Origin of the sequence: Streptomyces flavofungini, assembly GCF_030388665.1 — a bacterium.
Classification (GTDB): Bacteria; Actinomycetota; Actinomycetes; order Streptomycetales; family Streptomycetaceae; genus Streptomyces; species Streptomyces flavofungini_A.
Genome location: NZ_CP128846.1, coordinates 2,033,456 through 2,056,152, shown reverse-complemented (window position 1 = coordinate 2,056,152; position 22,697 = coordinate 2,033,456). Strand labels below are relative to the sequence as shown.

Below are 22,697 nucleotides of genomic sequence, written 5' to 3'. Positions count from 1 at the left end.
CCGGTTTCGGGAAGGGGCGGGACGGGGGAAGCCCGCGGCAGGCCCCCGCACCCCCTCAGAACGGATGCCACCGCACCGTCGGGTCGGCGTCCCGGAGAGAGGCCACGCGGCGGCGGAATTCGGCCAACGCCCGCGGATTGGCGGGCGCGTGCTGCGCGACCCACGCGCAGCTCGCCGTCTCCCGCGCCCCGCGCAGCACGGAGCAGCCCTCCCACTCCCGCACGTCCCACCCGTAGACCCGGGTGAACTCGTCATAGGCGTCGTCCCCGAGCCCGTACCGGTCCCGGGAGAGGGCCATGACGACGAGATCGTGCTCGCGCAGGTCGGAGGAGAAGGTCTCGAGGTCCACGAGGACGGGCCCCTCGGGCCCGACGAGGACGTTGCGCGGCAGCGCGTCCCCGTGCAGGGGCCCGGGCGTGAGGCGCGGCACGAGCGCGACGGCGGCCGCGGCGAACCCGTCCCGCCGCGCCCGCAGATACGCGGCGTCCTCCGGGTCGATCGCGTCCCCGGCGAGCCGCAGCCACCGCTCGACCCCGCCGAGCAACTCACGCCGGGGCAGCCGGAAGGAGGGCGCGGGCAGGGCGTGCACGAGCCGCAGGAGCTCGGCGAGGTCGGCGGGCCCAGCGGGGCGCACGGCCGCGGGCAGCCGGTGCCACAGCGTCAGCGGATGTCCGCCGACGAACCACGGCTTGGGCTCGGCGGCCCGCACGGCCGGCACCCCGGACGCCCGCAGCCACTCGGCGACGGCCAGCTCCCGCCGCGCCCGGTCGAGGAGCTCCGGTGCCTGCCTGCCGACCTTCACCACGAGGTCGCCCACGGCGAACACCGCGTTCTCGCCGAGAGAGAGCAGCTCGGCGCGGACGCCGGGGCCGCCCGCGAGCCCCGCGGAGTCCAGTACGTCCCGTGCCCGTGCCTCGTCCATCCCATGCCTCCCGCACCCGGTGCCTCGCCCACGGCCGGAAGTCTCCCGCCGCCGCGCAAGTCTCGCATTCGCACAGGCCAGACCGGACTTCCGGCGTGCGCGGCCGCTTGACGTATCACGGCCCCATCAGCACGATGACGGGGGTCGCCCGGGCGGCCAAAACCCAATCAGCCGCCCAAAGGAGCCGATTCCGTGACATGGGCGACCGCGAGCGAGCGGTCCGGCAGCAGGAGCTCCGGCGGGGGCCGATGGTGGTGGGGCCGCCGCAGACGCACCGGGGACGACGGCGGCAAGGGCGGGGGCGCGGCGCGCGCCGGGGTGATGGACCACGGCGCCTGGTTCCTGGTCCTGCCCGCGCTGCTCCCGATCCTCGTCCTCAGCGTCGGCCCGCTGCTCTACGGCATCGCACTGGCCTTCACCGACTCCCAGTCGGGCCGCACCGAGCCCACCGAGTGGATCGGACTGCTCAACTTCCAGGACCTGTTGCACGACACTCTGTTCTGGGACTCGTTCCGGATCGGCCTGCTGTGGGCCGTCGGGGTGACGGTGCCGCAGTTCCTGCTCGCCCTCGGCCTCGCGCTCCTGCTCAACCAGAACCTGCGCCTGCGCTGGCTGGCCCGGTCGCTCGCGATCATCCCGTGGGCGATGCCGGAGGTCGTCGTCGGCATCATGTGGCGTCTCGTCTACAACCCCGATGCGGGAATCCTCAACGAGACCCTGAGCGATCTCGGCTTCGGCGACGGCCGTGACTGGCTGACGGGCATCGGCACCGCGCTGCCCGCCGTCATCGTCGTCGGCGTCTGGGCGGGCATGCCCCAGACGACGGTCGCGCTGCTCGCCGGGCTCCAGAACGTGCCGCGCGAACTCCACGAGGCCGCCGAGATGGACGGCGCGGGCGCCTGGCGCCGCTTCCGCACCGTCACCTGGCCCGCCCTGAAGCCCATCGCGCTCGCCATCACGGCCCTCAACTTCATCTGGAACTTCAACTCCTTCGCCCTGGTCTACGTCCTGACCAACGGCGGGCCCGGCGGACGCACCCGGCTTCCGATGCTGTTCGCGTACGAAGAGGCGTTCCGCTACGGCCAGTTCGGCTACGCGGCGGCGATGGGCTGTGTGATGGTCGCGCTGATCTCGGTGCTGCTCGCCGTGTATCTCGTGGGCCGGCTGCGAGGGGGCGATCAGCGGTGACCCGACGGACCAGCGGGCCGGCGCGGGCCGGGCAGTACCTCGCGCTCCTCGCGTACCTCGTCTTCCTCGCCTTCCCGTTCCTGTGGCTGATCTCCACGTCCTTCAAACCGGCGCGCGAACTGGGCAGCCTGCACCCCACCTGGATCCCGAAGGACCCCACCCTCGCCAACTACCGCCAGGCCTTCGACGAGCAGCCGCTGCTCGAAGCGGCGGGCAACTCGCTGATCGCGGCGCTCAGCGCGTCGCTCGTCGCCGTCGTCATCGCGACCCCGATGGCGTACGTCATGGCGCGGCACCGCACGCTGCTCGCGCGGGCCGCGACCGGCTGGGTCGTGGTCAGCCAGGCGTTCCCGTTCGTCCTGGTGATCATCCCGCTGTTCCTGGTCCTGAAGAACCTGCACCTGATCAACTCACTGCCGGGTCTGATCATGGTGTACGTGGTGTGGGCGCTGCCGTTCGCCCTGTGGATGCTCGTCGGGTACGTCCGCGCCGTGCCGACCGAGCTGGAGGAGGCCGCCGCCGTCGACGGCGCGAGCAAGCTGCGCACCCTGGTGTCCGTGACCGCGCCGCTGCTGGCGCCGGGCATCGTGGCGACGGCCCTGTTCGCGTTCATCACCGCGTGGAACGAGTTCTTCTTCGCGCTCGTCCTGCTCAAGACCCCGGAGAAACAGACGTTGCCGGTCGTCCTCACCCACTTCCTGGGCGCGGAGGGCGCGGCCGACCTCGGCCCGCTCGCCGCCGCCGCGTTCCTCGCGACGCTCCCCTCGCTCGTGCTCTTCGCGATCATCCAGAAACGGATCACCGGCGGCATGCTGGCAGGGGCGGTGAAGAGCTGATGGGGGTACGCGCACGCGCGTCCGGCGCCGTGGCCGCCGCGCTCGTCCTGCTGCTCGCCGGGTGCTCCGACGACGGCGACGGCGAGTCGGACGGCCGGATCACGCTGCGCTTCCAGTCCCTCGCCTGGCAGCAGGAGTCCGTGGAAGCCAACAAGGAGCTGGTGAAGAAGTGGAACGCCACCCACCCCGACGTCAAGGTCGAGTACGTGCAGGGCAGTTGGACCAGCATCCACGACCAGCTGCTCACCTCCTTCGAGGGCGGTGAGGCACCGGACATCATCCACGACGCCTCCGACGACCTCGCGGACTTCGCCTACGGCGGCTACCTCGCGGACCTCGGCGACCTCCTTCCCGAGCGGCTGAAGTCGGACATCCCCGAGGCCAGTTGGGACACCGCGACCTTCGGCGGCAAGGTCTACGGAGTGCCGTTCCTGCAGGAGCCGCGCGTCCTGATCGCCAACGCGACGTGGCTCAAGAAGTCCGGCGTCCGCATCCCGACCCCCGAGAAGCCCTGGAGCTGGTCGGAGTTCCGGTCGGTGACCAAGGAACTCGGCGACGGCGACGGCAAGTTCGGCGTGGCCTGGCCGCTCAAGGACCCCGTCTCGGCGACGCTCAACCTGTCCCTGTCGACCGGCGGGCAGCTGTTCCACCGGCGCGCCGACGGCAAGGCCGAGATCCGCTTCGAGGCGGCCGACGAGGTCATGCCGCGCACCGTCCACGACCAGGTCAACATCGACGGCAGCGCGTCGGGAAGCACGCTCGGCATGGGCGGCTCGGACACGCTGCCCGGCTTCTTCGGCGGCAAGTACGCCATGGTGCCGCTCGGGTTCTCCTACCGTCAGCAGATCTCCCAGCAGGCGCCCAAGGGCTTCGACTGGCGGGTCCTGCCCGCACCCGCCGGAGCGGACGGGCTCGCGCAGGGCGTCAGCCCGCAGACCCTCTCGGTCGCCGAGGACAGCCCGCACAAGAAGGAGGCCGCCGCGTTCATCGACTTCTTCCTGCGGCCCGCGAACATGGTGCGGCTCGCGCGCGGCGACTGGATGCTGCCCACCGGCAAGGCGGCCCTGAAGGACCCGGCGCTGCGCACGAAGAAGGACGACTGGGCGACGGGCACCGCCCTCGCCGGGCAGCTGCGCCCCGCGCCCGCCCAGTCCGTGCGCGGCTACCCCGAGTGGAAGGACAAGATCGCGACCCCCGCGCTCCAGGAGTACTACAGCGGCGCGATCGGCCTGGACGAGCTGCGCGAACGCCTCGTGAAGGACGGCAACCTGGTCCTCAAGCGCTACCAGCGCTGACGACCGCGGGACACGGGCACGGGGCCACGCGTGGGCGTGGCCCCGTACTCCGTACCGCCTCCGTACCCCGTACCGCCTCCGTACCCCGTACCGCCTCAGACGCCGACCGACTCCTCCATCTCCTCCTCCGCGGCCTCGTCGGCCTCCCCGGCCGACCCGGCCGCGGGGCGCGGTGCGGCCGCGCGCTGCCGCCGCTCCCGCAGCGCCGCCACCGCCGTGAGCGCGAGCCCCGCCGCCAGCCACGCGAGCAGCGTCCAGACGGACCGGCCGAGGTCGAGGCCGTCGAAGTACAACTGGCCCCGGACGCCCTCGACGAAGCCCGCGCCGTTCCAGAAGGAGTGCAGCGAGCCGTAGAAGCCGTTCTGCAGCTCGGGCCGGAAGAGGCCGCCGGACGACGTGAAGTTGAGCATCACGAACAGGACCATCATCGCGAGCGTGGTCCAGCGCTTCAGGAACGTGTGCAGGCCGAGGCCCATGAAGAGGATGCCCGCCGAGTACAGCCAGGCCATCGCCCACACCCCGGCGAGGCCGTGGTGCGCGAGGTGGAACACCGGACCCGCGAGCGCCGCCCCGATCACGCTGACGGCGAGCGAGACCCCGGCGGCGAGCGCGGCCCGCGTCCGCATCCGCAGTCCCGCGCCCGCGGCGCCGAGCGCGGCGACCGAGGCGTACGAGCCGATGCTCACCGCGACCAGGAGGAAGAAGAGGCCCTGGCCGGTCGGGTCGTCGTCGACGGGCGCGGCCACGTCGGTGACCTTCAGGGGAGCGCCCTCGGCCGCGGCGAGCGGGGTGAAGGCCTTCTGCGCGGCGAGCGCGCTCATGTCGGAGCCCGCGGAGGCGACCAGGAGCTCGGGGGCCTTGGTGCCGGGGACGTACGCGCCGGAGATGTCGAGGGACTTCAGCTCCTCGACGGCCCCGGCGCGGGAGGCGAGCGGCCGGACGTCGAGGGCGTCGCCCGCCCCGGCGCCGAGGGACCGGACGACGTCGTGGGCGCGGGCGTCGGTGCCGACGACCGCGACCGGCAGCCGGTGCGGTTCGGGGGTGACGAAGGCGCTCATGTAGGCGAGGCCCATGCCCAGGCACATCAGCAGGGGAGTCACGAGATGGACGAGTACGTGACCGAGGGGGCCCAGGGGGCCGCGGGCGGTGGCCGTCATGCAGATCGCTTCCAGAGGGTCGACGAATGGTTGGCTTATACAACTCTCACTCAATGTTGTACTGTACAACCATTCGCGGAGGAGGCGGAAACCGTGACCGAGGGCGAGCCGGGCCGGGACGGGCCGATCGAGATCATCCAGCGCGAGATGACGGCGTTCGCGCGGCGGGCGCGAGCCAGTGCCGCCCGGATGCACCCCGAGCTGTCACTGGTGTCCTTCACGCTCCTGAGCCACCTGGAGGACCGGGGCGGCTGCCGCGCGACGGACCTCGCGGCGTACTACACGCTGGACAAGTCGACGATCAGCAGGCAGGTGGGGGCCCTGGAGAAGGCCGGTCTGGTGGAGCGGCGCCTCGATCCGGACGACCATCGCGTGCAGGTGCTGCATCTGACCGAGCGCGGCACGGGGCTGCTCAGGGAGGTCACCGACAGCCGCCGCGTCGCGTTCCGGGAGCGGCTCGCGGACTGGAGCGGTCCGGACCTGGAGCGCTTCGCGGAGTATCTGCTGCGGTACAACGCGGGAGTGCCCGGGGAGTGACCCGGGGCCCGTGCGTCGGCCCGGCGCGAGAAATGGATTGCACGATACGTATCGTCTCGCCTAGGGTCGGGGCATGACCACACCGCAGCGTGCCCACATCGCCATGTTCTCCATCGCCGCCCACGGGCACGTGAACCCGAGCCTCGAAGTGATCCGGGAACTCGTCGCCCGCGGCCACCGCGTCACGTACGCGATCCCGCACGCCTTCGAGGAGAAGATCGCCGAGACCGGGGCCGAACCCGTGCTCTACACCACCACGCTCCCGGGCCCCGACGCCGACCCGGAGGCCTGGGGCGACACCCTGATCGACAACATCGAGCCGTTCCTGAACGACGCCATCAACGCGCTGCCGCAGCTCCTCGCGGCGTACGAGGGCGACGAGCCGGACATCGTCCTGCACGACATCACGTCCTACCCCGCGCGCGTGCTCGCCCGCCGCTGGGGCGTCCCCGAGATCTCCCTCTCGCCGAACCTGGTGGCCTGGGAGGGGTACGAGGAGGAGGTCGGCGAGCCGCTCTACGCCCCACTGCGGGAGACCGAGCGGGGCCGGGCGTACTTCGCGCGCTTCCAGGCCTGGCTGGCGGAGAACGGGATCACCCAGCACCACGACCCGTTCGTCGGCCGCCCGCCGCGCTCGCTCGTCCTGATCCCCAAGGCGCTGCAGCCCCACGCCGACCGGGTCGACGAGAGCGTGCACACCTTCGTCGGCGCCTGCCAGGGCGACCGCGCCGCGCAGGGGGAGTGGCGGCGCCCCGAGGGCGCGGAGAAGGTGCTGCTCGTGTCGCTCGGCTCGGCGTTCACCAAGCAGCCCGGGTTCTACCGCGCGTGCGTCGAGGCCTTCGGCGACCTGCCCGGCTGGCACATGGTGCTCCAGATCGGCAAGCACGTCGACGTCGCCGACCTCGGTGACGTGCCCGCCAACGTCGAAGTGCACCGCTGGGTGCCGCAGTTGGCGATCCTCAAGGAGGCCGACGCCTTCATCACGCACGCCGGCGCGGGCGGCAGCCAGGAGGGCCTCGCCACGGGGACGCCGATGGTCGCCGTGCCCCAGGCCGTCGACCAGTTCGGCAACGCGGACATGCTCCAGGGGCTCGGGGTCGCCCGGCACCTGCCCATGGAGGAGGCCGACGCCGAGACGCTGCGCGCGGCGGTCCTGGACATCGTGGCCGACCCCGAAGTCGCCCGCAGGCTCGACGAGGTGCGCGCGGGCATGGCGGGGGAGGGCGGCACGAAGATGGCGGCCGATCTGATCGAGGAGGAGATTGTGCGGGCCGCGCGTGGCGGCGCTGTGAAGGACACGGGTGGGGAGCGATGACCTTTTGGTGGTGCTTCAAGGGGAGTTGGGGGCACTTCGGCATGAGTGTGGGGAGTGCCGGCCCGGTGTGACGTAACGCTCCGCGACGTCTTTCGATAACGGCCCGGTCATTCGATAACGCTCGCATAACGCGGGTTCATCCTGGCTTGGCCATGGACCGGGTACGTCTGTGTGACCCATAACCCTGCCCGAAGGTTGCGTACGTAAGCGCTTGTTCCTTCCATGAATGGCTACCTAGCGTGAGATGAACTTCATTCGAACGCCAGGAAGTTGACCCATGTCACGACAGTTCGAGCGCCCCGACGTGCCACCGCTCGCCGAGGTGCGCCGCATCACCCAGAAGAAGCGCGACGCGTGGTGGACCGTGATCCTCGTGGACCCGCTCGCCACGCCGCTCGTGCGGCTGACGGCGCGGTACACGAGAATCACGCCCAACCAGATCACCTGGGGCGCGTTCGTGCTGGGGCTCGCCTCGTCGGTGTGCTTCGCGTTCGGTGACTGGCGCTGGCTGGTGCTCGGCGCGGTGATCTACCACTTCAGCTTCGTGCTCGACTGCATGGACGGGAAGGTCGCCCGGCTGACCGGGCAGGGTTCCGTCTTCGGCGCCTGGCTCGACTTCGTCTTCGACCGCATCCGGGTGATGGTGTGCGGGGTCGCCCTGATGGGCGGTCAGTACGCGCGCACGCACGACGAGACCTACATCTGGCTCGCGGTCGCCGTGGTCTTCCTCGACACGCTCCGGTACATCAACTCGCTGGAGATATTCAAGATCCGGTACACCATGCGCAAGCAGATCAAGGCCCGCGTCCGGGCCGCCCGGCGGGCCGAGAACGCCGCCGAGCTCGCCTTCATGGAGGACCTGCTGCGGGACAACCCCGAGGCGGACGTGGAGCAGGACCTGGAGCGGGCGAAGGCCGAAGGGCACGAGCGGGCCGAGGCGGCCGAGGGCGTGGGCGCGGCGGCCGGGTACGCCGACGCTCCGTTCACCGCCGGGAAGTTCGGGGCCGCCGAGGGTCCCGCGGAGGCCGGCTTCGACCAGGGTGCCGAGCACGGCACGGAGCGCGGCACCGAGGACGGCGTCGAGGGCGGCGTCGAGGGCGGTGACCCCGCCGCGGCGGGCCGTCGGCGTCGCAAGGCCCAGGTCATCGACCTGCACCAGGAGTTCCGCGGCAAGTTCCCCGCGTACCTGCGGGCGCGCTCCTTCCTGCTGCGCCACCGTATCCGTACGCACCTGGTCAGCGGCATCGAGTTCCAGATGGGCGTCTTCATCATCGGCCCGCTGTTCGACGTGGTGATCCCCGCGACGATCGTGTCCGGCGCGCTGCTGCTGGTCTTCGAACTCGCCATCATCTACAAGCTGCTGCTCTCCACCCGCGACTTCGCGCGGACGCTGGACTCGTTCGAGCAGAACAAGGTCACGACGGCGGCGTGAGCGCCTCGCTGGAGGCGAGGCGCTCACGCCGCGGGCCGTCGGTGGCTGGTCGCACCCACGCGGCGGAGCCGCACAGGGGCCCCGCCCCGCGTCCCAGCGGGGCGCGCACCGCAACGGTCAGGCGATCCAGTGCGGCTTGCGGTCGGCCGGGGTCCGGGGCAGTCCGTCGGCGAGCGTCCTCGCCATGCGCTGGACCGCCTCGCGCAGCGTGTCCGGGGTCGTGGTGTACGGGATGCGCAGGCGCTGCTCGAACAGGCCCGGGTCGGGGGCGAAGCAGCCGCCGCCCTCGATCCGGACGCCGTGATCGAGCGCCCGCTCCGCGAGCGCCGATGCGATCGGCGCGCCCAGGTCGACCCAGAGGGACAGGCCGCCGGACGGCAGCCGCCACGTCCACTGGGGCACGTGCTCGGTGAGCGCGGCGGCCAGGGCGGCGCGCTGCTCGCGGAGCTGCTCGACGCGGAGCGACAGCAACTCCCCGGGGCGGTCGAGCAGGGCGAGGGCCAGGAGCTGGTCAAGGACCGAGCCGCCCATGTCGGTGGCGACGCGCTGCCCGGCCAGCTCGGTCACGAGCCGCGAGGACGCCCGCAGCCAGCCGATGCGCAGACCGCCCCAGTGCGTCTTGCTCATCGACCCCACCGTGATGACCTCGCCGCCCGCGTCGGGGCCGGCGTACGAGGCGAGCGGCGCGGGCGCGGGCACGTCGAGCGCGAGCTCGGCCAGGCACTCGTCGACGACGAGCCAGGTCCCGGAGCGGTGCGCGGCCCGGACCACCCGCGCCCGGTCTGCCGCGGGCAGCAGACAGCCCGTCGGATTGTGGAAGTCCGGGATCAGGTAGGCGAGTCGGGGCACCGCCTGACGCAGCGTCGACTCCACGATCTCCACGTCCCAGCCGGTGTCGGTCACCGGCACCGACACCGTCCGCAGCCGGGCCCGGCGCATCGCCTCCAGGGCGTTCGGGTACGACGGGTTCTCGACCAGCACCCGGTCGCCCGGGCGGCACAGCAGCCCGAGGACGAGGGTGAGCGCGTGCTGCGCGCCGGAGGTCACGAGGACCTGGTCCGGCACGGTCGCGAGGCCCCGCCGTGTGAACCGCTCGGCGACGGCGGCCCGCAGCTCGGGCAGGCCGTAGGGGTGGTAGCCGGGCATGCGGGTGTGCTCGGCGAGGCGGGGCGTGACCTCGGCGAGCGCGTCGACGAGGACCTGTTCGGGCAGCGCGGGCGCGGCCCTGGCCAGGTCGATGGCGCTGTCGTGGGGCCGCAGGTGCCGGCTGACGCCGTGCGGTGCCCGGCCCTCGGGCAACGCCGTCCACGTACCCGCCCCTCGTCTGCTGCGGGCGTAGCCGCCTTCGCGCAGCAGGTCGTACACCGCGGTGATCGTCGCCCTGCTGGTGTTGAGGGCCGTGGCGAGCTCCCGTTCGGCGGGGAGCCGGACGTGCAGCGCGATCCGGCCGTCGAGGATCAGCGCGCCGATCGCCCGCGCCAGATGCCGGTACGCGGGCCGGGCCCCCGCCGGGTCCGGGAGCAGGGCGGCGAGTTGGCGGCTGCCCAGGGTCCGGTCCCGCGTCTCCCGCTCCGCCATACCACTCTCCCCGGATTGGCCCTGCCTTACGGGCCAATCACTCTACAGACTCGCCACCATTGGCCTTGAGCGCCGATGCGTCGTCCGAACACCTGTGGAGGCACCCCGGCATGCGGCACCCCGCCGACAGCGACACCGGCCGCGGCACTGACAGCGACCCCGGCCGCGACCCCGGCCGCGACCCCGGCCGCGACCCCGGCCGCGACACCGACCCCGACCCCGACCGCCCCGACCCCCGCACCCCCACCCCACCCGCGCTCACCTACCTGCCCCTCACCGAGCGCCCCCGGCGCAGGCTGCCCCAACTCCTCCTCGGCCTCGCCCTGTACGGACTCAGCATCGGCGTCCTCGTCCGGGCCGGGCTCGGCGTCAGCCCCTGGAGCGTCCTGAACCAGGGCGTCGAGCGCCACACCCCGCTCAGCTTCGGCACCGTCAGCGCCGTGGTCGGCGTGCTCGTGCTGCTGCTGTGGATCCCGCTCGGACAGCGGCCGAGGTTCGGCACGGGCGCCAACGTGATCGTCGTGGCGTACGCGTCGGACCTCGGCCTCTGGCTGGTGCCCGCGGACCTGGGCCTCGGGACCCGGATCGGCCTCCTCGTCGTGGGGATCCTCGCCAACGGGCTCTCCGTCGCGGTCTATGTGGGGGCCCGCCTCGGGCCGGGACCGAGAGACGGCCTGATGACCGGCCTGGCCGCGGCCACCGGGCGCTCCATCCGGTTCGTGCGCACCCTGATCGAGCTCGCCGTCCTCGCCGTGGGCTGGCTGCTCGGCGGGAGCGTGGGCGCGGGGACCGTGCTGTACGCCCTCGCGATGGGGCCCGTCACCCAGTACTTCCTGCCGCGGTGGGCGTACGGGGCGGCTCCGGCGCCGCGGCCGGGGCGGTCCCCGCGGGTGCCGACTCGTCGTGGGTGAGGTCGGGCAGCCACCCCAGCCAGCGCGGCAGATACCAGTTCCGCTCGCCGAGCAGCGCCATCACGGCGGGCAGGAGCACCCCGCGGATCACGGTCGCGTCGATGAGGACGGCGGCCGCGAGACCGACACCCATCTGCTTCATCGACTGCATGGACAGCGTCCCGAAGATCGCGAACACCGCCACCATGATGACGGCCGCGCTGGTGACCACGCCCGCGGTGGTGACGACGCCGTGCGCGATCGCGTCCCGGGTCGTACGCCCCTGGAGCCGCGCCTCCCTGATCCGCGAGACCACGAACACGTGGTAGTCCATCGACAGGCCGAACAGGATGACGAACAGGAACAGCGGCAGCCACGCCACGATCGCGCCCACGCCCTCCGCGCCGACGAGCGACGCGCCCCAGCCGTGCTGGAAGACCATGACGAGGATGCCGTAGGCCGCCCCCACCGACAGCAGGTTGAGCAGGATCGAGGTGACCGCGACGGCGAGGGAGCGGAAGGAGAGGAGCATCAGGAGGAAGGCGAAGACCACCACGAAGGCGAACACGGGCGGCACGGACGAGCTGATCTGTTCGCTGAAGTCCTTGGAGGAGGCGACCTGTCCGGTCACGGGCGCCTCGACGCCGTCCACCCGGCCGAGCGTCGCGGGCCGCACCTCGTCGCGGATCAGGGTGAGGCTCTTCGCCGCCTCGTCCTGGTCGGAGCCCCCGACCAGCGGCACGCTCAGGACGGCCACGTTCTCCTTCTTGTGCAGGGTCACCTCCACCGGCCCCTTCGACGCGCCGGAACCGACCGCACGCTCCCGGAAGTCGGCGATGGCCTCGGTGACGGCGGGGGCGTCGATGTCGGCCGCCTTCACGACCACCTCGGCGGGCTCGGCGCCCCCGGGGAACGCCTCGTTCACCCGCTCGTACGTGGCCACGATCGGCAGCGAGTCACCGAACTCCTGGTCCAGGGTCAGCTCCTGGGTCTTCATACCGAGCGCGGGCAGCGCGATCGCCGCGAGAGCGCCCGCCGCGACCACCGTCCACAGCACCGGCCGCCGCAGCACCCCGCCGACCACGGAGCCCCACAGCCTGCTCCCGCCCGCGTCCGCCCGCCCGGCCCGGGCCCGGCGCCGCAGGAACGGCAGCCGCCCCTTCTCCACCCGCTCGCCGAGCAGCGAGAGCAGCGCGGGCAGGACGGTCACCGAGCCGACCATCGCCACCGCGACGACCATCAGTGAGGCCAGGCCCATCGCCTCGAAGTCGGTGATGCCGGTGAAGAGCATGCCCGCCATCGCCACGCAGACCGTGATGCCGGAGACGACCACGGCGCGGCCGCTGGTCGCCGCCGCGATCCGCAGCGCCGTCTGCGCGTCCCGGCCCTTCTCCCGCTCCTCGCGTTCGCGCCGCAGATAGAAGAGGCAGTAGTCGACACCGACGGCGAGCCCGACGAGCAGCATCACCGAGTTCGCCACGTCGCTCATCGGCTGGACATGGCTCACCAGGGCCATCAGGCCCATCGTCGCCACGATCGCGGACATCGCGAGCAGCACCGGAAGCAGCGCGGCCACCAGGGCGCCGAACGCGATCAGGAGGATGCCGAAGGCCACCGGCACGGCGGAGTACTCGGCCTGCTCGAAGTCGCTGCCGAAGGCGTCGTCGAACGTCTTCTCCATGCTGGCGCCGCCGATCTGCTCGATCCGCAGCCCCGCGTCCTCGTGCCGGTCCGCCACACCCTCGACCGCTTTGAGGACCGGCTCGATGCGGTCGGCGGAGTCGTCGGGGTCACCGCGCAGGTCCACCTGGACGAGCGCGCTGCGGCCGTCCTCGGAGACCGTGCCCGACGTGTACGGGGAGGTGACGGCCGAGGCCTCGCCGGTGCCCCGTACGGCCTTGACGACGTCGTCGACGGCGGCGCGGAAGCGCGGGTCCGTGGCCTTGGGTCCTTCGCCGCCGCGGGCCTGCACGAGCACCGTCTCGCCCGTCGGCTCCTCCACGTCCGCGTCGTCGGTGATCCGCTGCGCCTGGCTGGTCTCGCCCTTGAGATCACCCTCCCGCGACTCGGCCCGGCCCACGGCCGAACCGACGCCCATGGCGAGGACGACGAACAGGACCCAGATGCCGACCGCCGCCCACCGGTGCCGTGCGCTCCAGCCACCGGCCCGCGCGGCGAAGCCCCGCACGGGTGTCCCTGCGCTGCTCATGATGGCGCCCGCCCCCTGTCGTGCGGCGGCGGCACCCTGCCGCCCCGTGCTCACGACGCTAGGGCGGCACGCCCGAGGCCTCATCGTGCCCGCAGGTGAACCGCCGCCCGACCGAGGGAGGAGACACATCCTCTCAAGCCCCCTACATCTATCGGGGACTTGGCACCTACACCCACTCGGGACGGACGGCCGCGCCCACGCGGGAAACCCGCCCGCGACAGGGGCGCCGGAACCCCGCCGACGGATGTATACGTTCCGTCGTGTCCGATCTGCCACTGCGAACCCTTTTTGTTATTACGGAACCTTGTTGAACAAGTCACAGGCGTATGAAGGTATTGATCTGCGCCCGTCATTCAGACAAGGTTTCGTCCCAACGCCCAAAGATCTTCAGTTCTTTCGGAGTTCCCAGGGCGCCGCAGCCATGGCTGCGCACGGCGTAAAAGCTTTGAAACCCCCCACATCCCCCCACAGCACACCACGAGGAGACCCCTCTTCATGGCAACTCACAAGCGCGCTCGCACGATGAAGCTCACCGCTGCGATAGCCACCGCCGCCACCGCGGTCGGTGTCACCGTGTTCGCGGGAACGTTCGCAGGTGCGTCGACGCCCGCCGAGGGCAAGGTCTACGGCGCCGACGCCAAGGGCGCCGTCGAGGGCAGCTACATCGTGCTGCTCGACGAGAAGGCGGACAAGGAAGCCAAGTCCGACCTCGCGCAGGAGTACGGCGGCAAGCTCAGCCGCAACTACTCCTCGGCCGTCAACGGATTCGCCGCCAAGAGCCTGTCCGAGACCGAGGCCAAGCGCCTCGCCGCCGACCCGGCCGTCGACAAGGTCGTGCAGAACAAGAAGTTCTCGATCGACGCCACCCAGGACAACCCGCCGTCGTGGGGCCTGGACCGCATCGACCAGGCCGACACGGCCGGCGACAAGAAGTACACCTACCCCGACGCCGCGGGCGAGGGCGTCACCGCGTATGTCATCGACACCGGTGTCCGCGTCAGCCACAAGGACTTCGGCGGCCGCGCCACCTCCGGCTTCGACGCCATCGACAACGACGACGACGCCGACGACGGCAACGGCCACGGCACCCACGTCGCGGGCACCATCGCCGGTGACGCGCACGGCGTCGCCAAGAAGGCGAAGATCGTCGCCGTCCGCGTCCTGGACGACCAGGGCTCCGGCACCACCGAACAGGTCGTCGCGGGCATCGACTGGGTCACCAAGAACCACCAGGGCCCCTCCGTCGCCAACATGAGCCTCGGCGGCGGCGCTGACGAGGCCCTGGACGAGGCCGTGAAGAAGTCCATCGCCGCCGGCGTCACCTACGGCGTGGCCGCGGGCAACGAGTCCAGCGACGCCGGCCAGGGCTCCCCGTCCCGCGTCGAGGAGGCCATCACGGTCGCCTCCTCGACCAAGGACGACGAGCAGTCGGACTTCTCCAACTTCGGCTCCGTCGTGGACATCTACGCCCCGGGCTCGGACATCACGTCCGCCTGGAACACCGGCGACGACGCCACCAAGACGATCTCCGGCACCTCGATGGCGACCCCGCACGTCGTCGGCGCCGCCGCCGTCTACCTCGGCGCCCACAAGGACGCCACGCCCGACGCCGTCGCCAAGGCGCTGACCGACGGCGCCACGCCGGACAAGATCTCCAACCCCAGCGAGGGCACCCCCAACAAGCTCCTGAAGGTCGTCGAGTAGTCACGGCCCGGAAGAAGCCGGCGGTCGTCGTGCCCACCCCCACGGGGCACGGCGGCCGCCTTATCGTGTGCGCATGGCGACGAAGATCTACGCGGCGCTGCTGCGCGGCATCAATGTGGGCGGCAGCAGGAAGGTGCCCATGGCACGCCTGCGCGCGCTCCTCGAAGGGCTCGGCCACGGCGGCGTACGGACGTACCTGCAGAGCGGCAACGCCGTCTTCACCGCGGACCACGGCGACGAGGAGAGCCTGGCCGCCGAGCTGACCGCGGCCCTGGCGGCGGAATTCGGCTTCCACGTGGACGTCCTGGTGCGCGACGCCGCGTATCTGAAGGCCGTGGCCGACGGCTGCCCCTTCCCCGCCGACACGCTCGAAGGCAGGCAGCTGCACGCCACCTACTTCTCCGCGCCCGTCGACGCCGCCCGGTTCACCGCCCTCGACCAAGCGGCCTTCCTGCCGGAGGAGTTCCGGCTCGGCGACCGCGTCCTGTATCTGTACGCCCCCGACGGCCTCGGCCGCTCCGAGCTCGCCGAGGCCCTGGCGCGCCCGGCGCTCACCAAGGGGCTCATCGCCACCAGCCGCAACTGGAACACCGTCACCAAGCTCGTGGAGCTGACCGATGCCTGACACGTCCGCCACGTCCGGCCTGCCCGATCTGCCCGGCCGCTCGCCCGCCGTCGAGGCCGCCATCGAGAACGAGCTGCGCCTGCTCGACCCCGAAGTGCGCGCCTCGCCCGCGCTGTTCGGCGCGCTCCTGCACCCGGAGTTCACCGAGTTCGGCGCGTCCGGCGCCCGCTGGGACCGGGAGTCGATCGTCAAGGTGCTCACCGCCCGGCCCGAGCCCGGCGGCCGCCCCACCACGACCTCCCGCATGCGGGGCGTCCAGATCGCCGAGGGCGTGGTGCACCTGACGTTCGACACCGACACCAACGGCCGTCTGGCGCACCGCAGTTCACTGTGGCGGCGCACCGACGAGGGCTGGCTGCTCTGGTTCCATCAGGGCACCCCGTTCACCGCCGAGCCGCCCCCGGCAGACTGACGACCCGCGTCCCGCCGTACGTGGTGTGCGAGACGACCCGGTCCGGGACGGCGAGGCGGGGGTCCGCGAGCAGCCGGCGCACCGCGTCCGGCCGCCGGGCGTCCGCGGCCCGCCCGGCGGCCGAGGTCACGGCGGCCACCTCGTCGAGGAGCGCCAGGTCCGCGGCCGTGACCTCCTCCTCGCCCTTCTCCATCACGCCCCAGCCGTCCCACGGCAACGCCTCCACACCGCCGAGCGCCGCCAGGTCCGCCACCACGTCGGACCGCACCAGGCCGAGCCCCTTGATCTCCGGGACGGTGCTCACCCCGAACGTGTCCGGATCCGCCCGCCCCTCCCGGCACGCCCGCCACGCCTCACCGCCCACCACGAACTGCTCCCTGGGCACGTCCATGGGGTCGAAGTCGATGTCGTACAGACCACGGCCCAGCGTGACGTCCACCAGCAGCTGCGCGTCGGCGAGGACCCAGCCGCGCCCGGCCGCCCAGAACTCGGTCACCCAGTGGTTGTCGTGGAACCCCGCCTGGAAGTACGTGCCGTAGCCGCACCGCAGCCGCGCCGGAGTGCCGGTGGCCCGGAGCAGCGAGCACAGCAGCAGCGCGAAGTCACGGCAGGTGCCCACGAACCGCGCCGCGGGCTCACGGGGTTCGGTCAGCGCGGTGGCGCCGCGCTCGCCGAGGATCCGCAGGAGTTCGGCGGCGTACCGGGACTCGGCGTCCTCGCGCATCCGCTCCTCGGGCACCGCGTGGCCGAACCTGGCGCCCTCCTCCCGATGCAGGACGACGCCCCGCACGAGGGCGGCGAGCGCGGCCGGGTCCCGGGGGAGCGGGGCGGGACCGAGGAGGGCGTCGAGGTGCGGGCCGGGGTCGGTGTACGGGCTCTGGGTCAGATAGTCGCTGTCCATGCCGGGAGCCTGAAGTCTGTCCCTGGGGCAAGGTCAAGATACGGAAAGATCTTGACCGTTCACCCGTTCGCTGTGCGAGGCTCGCGCCATGCGCTACATCATGATCGGAGCGGGGGCCATCGGCGGCAGCGTCGGCGGGCGCCTCGCCGAGGCGGGGCACGAGGTCGTCCTGGTCGCGCGCGGCGCGCACCACGAGGCGCTGCGGGAACGCGGGCTCACCCTCAGGACGCCCGACGGCACCCGCACCCACCGGCCGCCCGTCGTCCAGGACCCCGCCGACCTCGGCGAACTGCGCGCCGACGACGTGCTCGTCCTCGCCGTGAAGACCCAGGACGCCGAGGCCGCCCTCGACGCCTGGGCCCACCGTCCCGTCGCGGGCGGCACCACCGCCGCCGAGGCGCTGCCGCTGGTCTGCGCGCAGAACGGCGTCGAGAGCGAGCGGATGGCGCTGCGCCGCTTCCGCCACGTGTACGGCATGTGTGTGTTCCTGCCCGCCACCTACGTCGAGCCCGGCACCGTCTCCGCCGCGGGCGCCCCCGCCACCGGAGTGCTCCACCTCGGCCGCTACCCGACGGGCGCGGACGACACGGCCCGCCGGATCGCCGCCGACCTGGAGAGCGCCAAGCTGGTCGCGCCCGTGGTCGACGACGTGATGCGATGGAAGTACGGCAAGCTCCTGGGCAACCTCGCCAACGCCGTCGAGGCCCTCACCGGGCCCCTCGCCGACGAGGGCGCCCACGCCCTGGTGCGGCGCGCCCGCGCCGAGGGCGAGGCCGTCCTCGCCGCCGCCGGGATCGAGGCGGTCGGCGAGCGGGAGCAGCGCGCGGCGCGCGGCGACCGCGTCACCCTCGAACCGCTCCCCGGCACGCCCCGGGGCGGCGGCTCCTCCTGGCAGAGCCTCAGCCGCGGCACCGGCACCATCGAGGCCGACTACCTCAACGGCGAGATCGTGCTCCTCGGCCGCCTGCACGGCGTCCCGACCCCCGTGAACGACGTACTGCGGCGCCTCGCCAACGAGTTCGCGCGCCGGCGCAGGCAGGCGGGGTCCATGGCGGTGGCGGAGTTGGTGGGGCTGGTGGAGAAGGAGTAGCCCGCGGGGCGGCGCGGGGACGCGGTCACGTCGGCCAGTGAGCCGCGAGCGAGGTGAACTGGAGCGTCGTGCTCCCGTCGTCCTCGCGGACCTCGCGGCCCTGTGTGTAGCCGAGCCGCTTCAGGACGGCCACGGACGGCGTGTTCAGGGCGTCGACGGTCGCGTGCACCTCGGCCAGGCCCATGGTGCGGTGGCCGTAGTCGGTGAGCAGGCGTGCCAGCTCCGTGCCGAGGCCGAGCCCCCAGCTGTCCCGGGAGAGGCCGTACACGATCTCGTGTCCGTCCAGCCACGGCTCGGGCGACGGCTTGATCTCCGCGTGGCCCGCGTACCGGCCCTCGTGCCGCACCGCCCACACGGGGAAGCGCTCCTCCTCGTACACGATGCTGAACAGCCGCGCGAACAGCGCTCGGTCCGCCTCCGCGCTGCGCGTCCCCTCACCGAACCAGCGGCCCACGGTCTCGTCCTGGAACAGCGCTATGAAGTCCGACTCGTCGGACGCGGTATAGGCGGAGAGCAGCAGGCGCTCGGACCGCAGTTCGGGGCAGAAGGGCTCGGACGTCATCCGCGAGACGGTATTGGGGGGTCGGGAACCCCGCAAGCGGTTTCTGGCCGGGGGCCTGGGCAAGATCAGGTCAGGGTGGGGTGGGTTGGTGGTCGCCTGCGGGCCGGTGGGGGCTCGGTGCGCGGTTCCCCGCGCCCCTTGCCGGCTCACCGGCGCGCCAGGGTCGGTCGGCGCCCCTGGTGGGGCGCGCCTTCCTGGACCGGTGGTCAGCCCGCGGCTCGTAGCGGTGCCGTGATGTTCCCCGTGCGGGTGGCCGGGTGGGAGGGGTCCGCCGCGAAGCGGCGGCACGAGTCGTAGCGGTCCAGGAGGAGGCGGGCGACCAGGGGGGAGTCCCCGAGGACGTCCGCGAGGACGTCCGCCTCGGCCGCGCCCCGGGCGATCCGGTCGGGCAGGAAGCCCGGGGCGAGGACGTAGGGCGCTACGGCGACCCGGCGTACCCCGGGCGTCCCCCGCAGCAGGCGCACCGCCTGTTCCGTGCGGGGAAGAGTCGCGGAGGCGAACGCAGGCCGCACGGCGCACCAACCGGTGTGCCGCCACTCCCGCGCGATGTCAGCGATCACTGCGATCGCCTCCGGGTCGGTGGAGCCCGCCGAGGCCAGGACGACCCCGGTCGTGGGCTTGTCGGCGGGGTCGAGCCCCGCCTCGTACAGGCGTGTCTCAAGGGCGGCGAGCAGCAGCGGCGAAGGACCGAGCACCCCCGCCTGCCGCACCCGCAGGCCCGGCGGTGCCTCCCGCAGGACCGCCGGGATGTCGGCCTTCGCGTGGAAGGCGCGGGTGAGCAGGAGGGGCAGGGCGACGACGTCCCGCACCCCTTCCTCGGCGAGCGAGTCCAGGACGGCCGGCACCGACGGGGTGTTGAAGTCGAGGAACCCCACCTCCACCCGGAGGCCGGGCCGCAGGCCCCGCACGGTGCGCAGCAGCGCCCGCACGCTCGCGGCATGCCGGGGATCCCGGCTGCCGTGGGCGACGACGAGGAGGACGGGACGGTACGGAGCGCGCATGGGGATCAGCTCTTCACCAGCAGGCCGCGGCTGCGCAGCACCCACCGCTCGAGGGGACTGAAGACGAGCAGGTCGATGGCGATGCCGACGATCAGGATGAGCAGGATGGCGAGGAAGACCTGGGACATGCTGCTGTTGGTGCGGCCCGCTTCGAGGAGCTGGCCGAGGCCGATGCCCAGGTCGGGGGATTGCGCGATGATCTCGGCGGCCATCAGGGAGCGCCAGGAGAACGCCCACCCCTGCTTCAGGCCCGCCACGTAGCCGGGCAGTGCCGCGGGCATCACGATGTGCCAGGCGTTGCGCAGGCCTCGGGCGCCGAGGGTGCGGCCCGCCCGCAGGACCAGCGGCGGGATCTGGTCGACGCCCGCGACCAGGCCGTTGGCGATGGAGGGCACCGCGCCGAGCAGGATCACCGCGTACATCATGGAGTCGTTCAGACCCAGCCAGATCACGGCGGGCGGCACCCACGCCACCGACGGCAGCGACTGCAGGCCGGACAGGATCGGTCCGATGGCCGCCCGCACGAAGCGGATCCGGGCCACGACCAGGCCGAGCGGGGTGCCGATGGCGAGGGCCATCAGGAAGCCGAACAGGCCGCGCTCGACGCTCGTCCAGATGTAGTCGAGCAGGGTGCCCTGTCGCCAGGCGGCCTCGACCTCGTCCCACACCGCCGACGGCGCGGGCAGCTTGTAGCTGTCGGTGACCTTCGCCCAGACCAGGATCTGCCACACCACGAGGACGAGGACGACGGCGGTGATCGGCGGCAGGACCTTCTGGACCAGGGTCTCGCGCAGCGGGGCGCGCCGCGTCTGCACCGTGTCCAGGGCGTCCAGGCCCGCCTCCAGACCGGCCAGGTCGTGCGCGTCCGCCGGCCCTTCCGCCTGCCCCGGGCCGCCCGATGTCGCGGGCGTCGTCGTGTCAGTGCTGCCCATGTCGGCGGATCTCCCCACGCAGTTGTTCGGTGATCTCGACGGAGAGTTCCGCGACGGCCGCGTCCTCGATGCGCCGCGGCTGCTCGATGCCGACCCGCCACTCCCGCGCCACCCGGCCGGGCCGCGACGAGAGCAGCACGACGCGCTGGGCGAGCCGCACCGCCTCGCGGACGTTGTGCGTGACGAACAGGACCGAGACGCCGGTCTCCCGCCAGACGCGCATCAGCTCGTCGTGCAGGACGTCCCTGGTGATGGCGTCGAGGGCCGCGAACGGCTCGTCCATCAGCAGGAGCTGGCTGTCCTGGGCGAGGGCGCGGGCCAGCGCGACACGCTGGCGCATGCCGCCGGACAGCTCGTGCACCCGCTTGCCGTGGGCGCCCCCGAGGCGGACCAGGGAGAGCAGTTCCTCGGCCCTCTCCCGTCGCTCGGCCTTCGGCACGCCGCGCAGCCTGAGGGCGAGCTCGATGTTCTTGCCCGCGGTCAGCCACGGGAACAGCGCGTGCTCCTGGAACATCAGGGCGGGCCGCCCGTCGGTGGCGATGCTGCCCGCCGTGGGCCGGTCGAGCCCGGCCGTGAGGTTCAGCAGCGTCGACTTGCCGCACCCGGAGGCTCCCAGGAGGGTGACGAACTCGCCGCGCGCGACGTCGAGCGTGATGTCGTCGAGGACCAGTTGCTGCCCCGCCGGTGTGGCGAAGGACTTCGAGACGTGCTCGATGCGCGCGGCCACGTCGAGCGTCGTGACCTCGCCGACAGCGGCATCGGCGGACTGCGCGGACGTGGACTTGGTGAGCGTGGTGGCCATGGTCGTCACCTCCTGGGATCCCTGAACCGGCTCTGGACTTCTGCCTACTGGACGCCGAGTCCGGCGTCGTCGACCGCGGGCCCGCCCGCCGCCTTCAGGACCTTGCCGAGCGGCCTCAGGTCGTAGATGCCCTTCAGGTCGGGCTTGTCGAGCAGGCCCGCCTTCACCGCGTGGTCGGCCTCGGTGTCGAGCGTCGCGGCCAGCGGATCGTCGGTGAACTGGATCGACTTCCACGCCGGATCGATGACCTCGTCGGGCAGCGCCTTGCCGGAGAGCTGCTTCAGCTTGGCGTTGGCCGCGGCCTTCGCCTTCTGCGGGTTCTCCTTGATGAACCGATTGGTCTTCACCGAGCCCCGCAGGACCGCCTCGACGACCTTCGGGTGCTTCTTCAGGAAGTCCTGCGACACGATGATGTTGGTGATCACGAACTTCTTGTCCGGCCACAGGTCGGACTCGTCGAGCAGCACCTTGCCGCCCTCGGCGACCAGCTTGGACGCGGTCGGCTCCGGCACCCACGCGCCGTCGATGGAGCCGGACTTGTACGCGTCCGGGGTGATCTTGTTGTCGGTGCGGACCACGGAGACGTCGCCCTTGCCGCTCTGGGCGTCGACCTTCCAGCCCTTCTCCTCCACCCAGTTCAGCAACGCCACGTCCTGGGTGTTGCCGAGCTGCGGCGTGGCGATCTTCTTGCCCTTGACGTCGTCGAGGGACTTCACCTTGTCCGGGTTCACCACGAGCTTCACGCCGCCGGACGCCGAACCGCCGATGATGCGCAGGTTCTTGCCCTGGGACCTGGCGTAGCCGTTGATCGCCGGGGACGGGCCGATCCAGCCGATGTCGACGGACTTCGAGTTCAGCGCCTCGATCGCCGAGGGACCCGCGTTGAACTGCGCGTACGTCGCCTTGGTGCCGCCCAGCTCCTGCTGCAGGATGCCTTCCTGGTCGCCGACGAGCGCCGTGCCGTGCGTGAGGTTCGGGAAGTACCCGATCTTCACCGTGTCCAGGCCCTCGATCTTCTTCGCGTTGGCGGCGATCTTGGCCTTGCCGCTGTCGTCGGAGTCGGACTCCGAGCCGTAGCCGCAGGCGGAGAGGGTCAGGGCGAGCAGGGGGAGCGCGGCGGCTCCGAGTGCGCCGCGGCGGCGGGCGGTGCGGGACGAGCGGTAGGCGAGCACGGGAGGTGTTCCTCTCGTTGGCCCGGCGGTCACAGCCTCAGGGCGTGGCCGGGAGCAGTTCGGCGGATCTTCGTCTGCGTGCGAAGGAGCGGCGGCGGGTGCGGGCGCGCATGCGGTGCGCGTACGTCAGCACGCAC

General features: G+C 72.2%; 21 protein-coding genes. 11 read left to right on the top strand and 10 right to left on the bottom strand.

Annotated features, from left to right (window positions below):
- Positions 1–55 precede the first annotated feature (55 nt).
- Positions 56–922, bottom strand: a complete 867-nt coding sequence (locus tag QUY26_RS08070; protein ID WP_289944562.1) for a phosphotransferase enzyme family protein — start codon at positions 920–922, stop codon at positions 56–58.
- A gap of 321 nt (positions 923–1,243) precedes the next feature.
- Here QUY26_RS08070 and QUY26_RS08065 point away from each other — a divergent pair, with 321 nt between their 5' ends.
- From QUY26_RS08065 to QUY26_RS08055, 3 genes are read left to right on the top strand one after another with little or no spacing between them, the layout of a single operon-like run.
- The gene (locus QUY26_RS08065) at positions 1,244–2,110 is read left to right on the top strand and encodes a carbohydrate ABC transporter permease (RefSeq protein WP_289955581.1); all 867 of its coding nucleotides are present in this window, start codon (positions 1,244–1,246) and stop codon (positions 2,108–2,110) included.
- Positions 2,107–2,946: a carbohydrate ABC transporter permease gene (locus tag QUY26_RS08060; protein WP_289944560.1), complete on the top strand. Its 840-nt coding sequence runs from the start codon at positions 2,107–2,109 to the stop codon at positions 2,944–2,946. Before QUY26_RS08065 ends, QUY26_RS08060 begins: the two co-directional genes overlap by 4 nt.
- Positions 2,946–4,241, top strand: a complete 1,296-nt coding sequence (locus QUY26_RS08055) for an ABC transporter substrate-binding protein (protein WP_289944558.1) — start codon at positions 2,946–2,948, stop codon at positions 4,239–4,241. Before QUY26_RS08060 ends, QUY26_RS08055 begins: the two co-directional genes overlap by 1 nt.
- Before the next feature lie 95 nt (positions 4,242–4,336).
- On the opposite strand, the gene QUY26_RS08050 is transcribed toward QUY26_RS08055, so the two are convergent.
- Complete coding sequence (locus QUY26_RS08050) at positions 4,337–5,398, bottom strand: hypothetical protein (RefSeq protein WP_289944557.1); 1,062 nt, start codon at positions 5,396–5,398, stop codon at positions 4,337–4,339.
- Positions 5,399–5,545: 147 nt separating this feature from the next.
- Between QUY26_RS08050 and QUY26_RS08045 the strand changes: the two genes are divergently transcribed.
- The 3 genes from QUY26_RS08045 to QUY26_RS08035 all read left to right on the top strand — a co-directional run bounded on the left by QUY26_RS08045 (position 5,546) and on the right by QUY26_RS08035 (position 8,682).
- Complete coding sequence (locus QUY26_RS08045; protein WP_289955579.1) at positions 5,546–5,935, top strand: MarR family winged helix-turn-helix transcriptional regulator; 390 nt, start codon at positions 5,546–5,548, stop codon at positions 5,933–5,935.
- A 73-nt stretch (positions 5,936–6,008) separates the two neighbouring features.
- Entirely contained in the window at positions 6,009–7,250 is a 1,242-nt protein-coding gene (mgt, locus tag QUY26_RS08040) for a macrolide-inactivating glycosyltransferase (RefSeq protein ID WP_289944555.1), read from the top strand.
- A 277-nt stretch (positions 7,251–7,527) separates the two neighbouring features.
- Positions 7,528–8,682, top strand: coding sequence for a CDP-alcohol phosphatidyltransferase family protein (locus QUY26_RS08035; protein ID WP_289944554.1), 1,155 nt, complete (start codon positions 7,528–7,530; stop codon positions 8,680–8,682).
- A 117-nt stretch (positions 8,683–8,799) separates the two neighbouring features.
- Here QUY26_RS08035 and QUY26_RS08030 read toward each other — a convergent pair whose 3' ends face one another.
- Entirely contained in the window at positions 8,800–10,260 is a 1,461-nt protein-coding gene (locus QUY26_RS08030) for a PLP-dependent aminotransferase family protein (RefSeq protein ID WP_289944553.1), read from the bottom strand.
- A gap of 110 nt (positions 10,261–10,370) precedes the next feature.
- Here QUY26_RS08030 and QUY26_RS08025 point away from each other — a divergent pair, with 110 nt between their 5' ends.
- A complete protein-coding gene (locus QUY26_RS08025; RefSeq protein ID WP_289944552.1) occupies positions 10,371–11,171 on the top strand; it encodes a YczE/YyaS/YitT family protein in 801 nt (266 codons plus the stop codon).
- Here the strand turns inward: QUY26_RS08025 and QUY26_RS08020 are convergent.
- Entirely contained in the window at positions 11,080–13,359 is a 2,280-nt protein-coding gene (locus QUY26_RS08020; RefSeq protein ID WP_289944550.1) for an MMPL family transporter, read from the bottom strand. The two genes, QUY26_RS08025 and QUY26_RS08020, sit on opposite strands and share 92 nt — an antisense overlap.
- Before the next feature lie 495 nt (positions 13,360–13,854).
- On the opposite strand from QUY26_RS08020, the gene QUY26_RS08015 reads away from it, so the two are divergent.
- The 3 genes from QUY26_RS08015 to QUY26_RS08005 all read left to right on the top strand — a co-directional run bounded on the left by QUY26_RS08015 (position 13,855) and on the right by QUY26_RS08005 (position 16,100).
- Entirely contained in the window at positions 13,855–15,063 is a 1,209-nt protein-coding gene (locus tag QUY26_RS08015) for a S8 family peptidase (protein WP_289944548.1), read from the top strand.
- A gap of 73 nt (positions 15,064–15,136) precedes the next feature.
- On the top strand, positions 15,137–15,688 hold the full coding sequence (locus QUY26_RS08010) for a DUF1697 domain-containing protein (RefSeq protein WP_289944546.1): 552 nt from the start codon (positions 15,137–15,139) through the stop codon (positions 15,686–15,688).
- Positions 15,681–16,100, top strand: coding sequence for a nuclear transport factor 2 family protein (locus QUY26_RS08005; RefSeq protein ID WP_289944545.1), 420 nt, complete (start codon positions 15,681–15,683; stop codon positions 16,098–16,100). Before QUY26_RS08010 ends, QUY26_RS08005 begins: the two co-directional genes overlap by 8 nt.
- Here the strand turns inward: QUY26_RS08005 and QUY26_RS08000 are convergent.
- Positions 16,072–17,001: a transglutaminase-like domain-containing protein gene (locus tag QUY26_RS08000; RefSeq protein ID WP_289944543.1), complete on the bottom strand. Its 930-nt coding sequence runs from the start codon at positions 16,999–17,001 to the stop codon at positions 16,072–16,074. The two genes, QUY26_RS08005 and QUY26_RS08000, sit on opposite strands and share 29 nt — an antisense overlap.
- 88 nt (positions 17,002–17,089) lie before the next feature.
- Between QUY26_RS08000 and QUY26_RS07995 the strand changes: the two genes are divergently transcribed.
- Complete coding sequence (locus QUY26_RS07995; protein WP_289944541.1) at positions 17,090–18,091, top strand: ketopantoate reductase family protein; 1,002 nt, start codon at positions 17,090–17,092, stop codon at positions 18,089–18,091.
- Positions 18,092–18,116: 25 nt separating this feature from the next.
- Here QUY26_RS07995 and QUY26_RS07990 read toward each other — a convergent pair whose 3' ends face one another.
- From QUY26_RS07990 to QUY26_RS07970, 5 genes are all read right to left on the bottom strand, one after another.
- Entirely contained in the window at positions 18,117–18,653 is a 537-nt protein-coding gene (locus QUY26_RS07990) for a GNAT family N-acetyltransferase (RefSeq protein WP_289944538.1), read from the bottom strand.
- Between the two features lie 206 nt (positions 18,654–18,859).
- Positions 18,860–19,654, bottom strand: a complete 795-nt coding sequence (locus QUY26_RS07985) for a sirohydrochlorin chelatase (protein WP_289944536.1) — start codon at positions 19,652–19,654, stop codon at positions 18,860–18,862.
- A gap of 5 nt (positions 19,655–19,659) precedes the next feature.
- The gene (locus tag QUY26_RS07980) at positions 19,660–20,586 is read right to left on the bottom strand and encodes an ABC transporter permease (RefSeq protein ID WP_289944535.1); all 927 of its coding nucleotides are present in this window, start codon (positions 20,584–20,586) and stop codon (positions 19,660–19,662) included.
- On the bottom strand, positions 20,573–21,388 hold the full coding sequence (locus QUY26_RS07975) for an ABC transporter ATP-binding protein (RefSeq protein WP_289944533.1): 816 nt from the start codon (positions 21,386–21,388) through the stop codon (positions 20,573–20,575). Before QUY26_RS07975 ends, QUY26_RS07980 begins: the two co-directional genes overlap by 14 nt.
- A 44-nt stretch (positions 21,389–21,432) precedes the next feature.
- Complete coding sequence (locus QUY26_RS07970; RefSeq protein ID WP_289944531.1) at positions 21,433–22,560, bottom strand: ABC transporter substrate-binding protein; 1,128 nt, start codon at positions 22,558–22,560, stop codon at positions 21,433–21,435.
- Positions 22,561–22,697: the final 137 nt, after the last annotated feature.